Source organism: Lactobacillus sp. C449L (genome assembly GCF_059900815.1).
The window spans coordinates 1-433 of record NZ_JBWXGA010000312.1 but is presented as its reverse complement, the minus strand read 5'-3'; the positions used below and the strand labels follow the sequence as shown (position 1 = coordinate 433).

Below are 433 nucleotides of genomic sequence, written 5' to 3'. Positions count from 1 at the left end.
ATTAAAATGATTGTTATTCCAATCGTAATTTCCAGCTTAATTGTCGGAATTGCCAGTGTGGGTGATACGAAAAAGCTTGGGAAAATCGGCGGAAAAACGATTTTGTATTTTGAAATTATTACAACGGTAGCGATTGTTGTTGGACTTCTGGCAGCAAATATCTTCCAGCATGGAGCTGGAGTAGATATGAGTGCATTAGAGAAAACAGACATTAACAGCTATGTTGATACGGCAGAAACAGTAAAAAGCCATGGATTTGCTGACACATTTGTGAATATTGTCCCGCCAAATATATTCCAGGCATTTGTAGATGGAAACATGCTGGCGATCATTTTCTTCTCCGTCTTGTTCGGACTTGGTGTTACGGCTATCGGAGAAAAAGGAAAACCAGTGATTGCCTTTTTCCAAGGTACTGCTGAAACGATGTTCTGGG

Annotated in this window: 1 protein-coding gene; it reads left to right on the top strand. The window is 40.2% G+C overall.

Annotation, left to right across the window (positions count from 1 at the left end):
* On the top strand, positions 1–433 hold a 433-nt coding region (locus AC2JF9_RS09545), incomplete at both ends, for a cation:dicarboxylate symporter family transporter (RefSeq protein ID WP_500727304.1).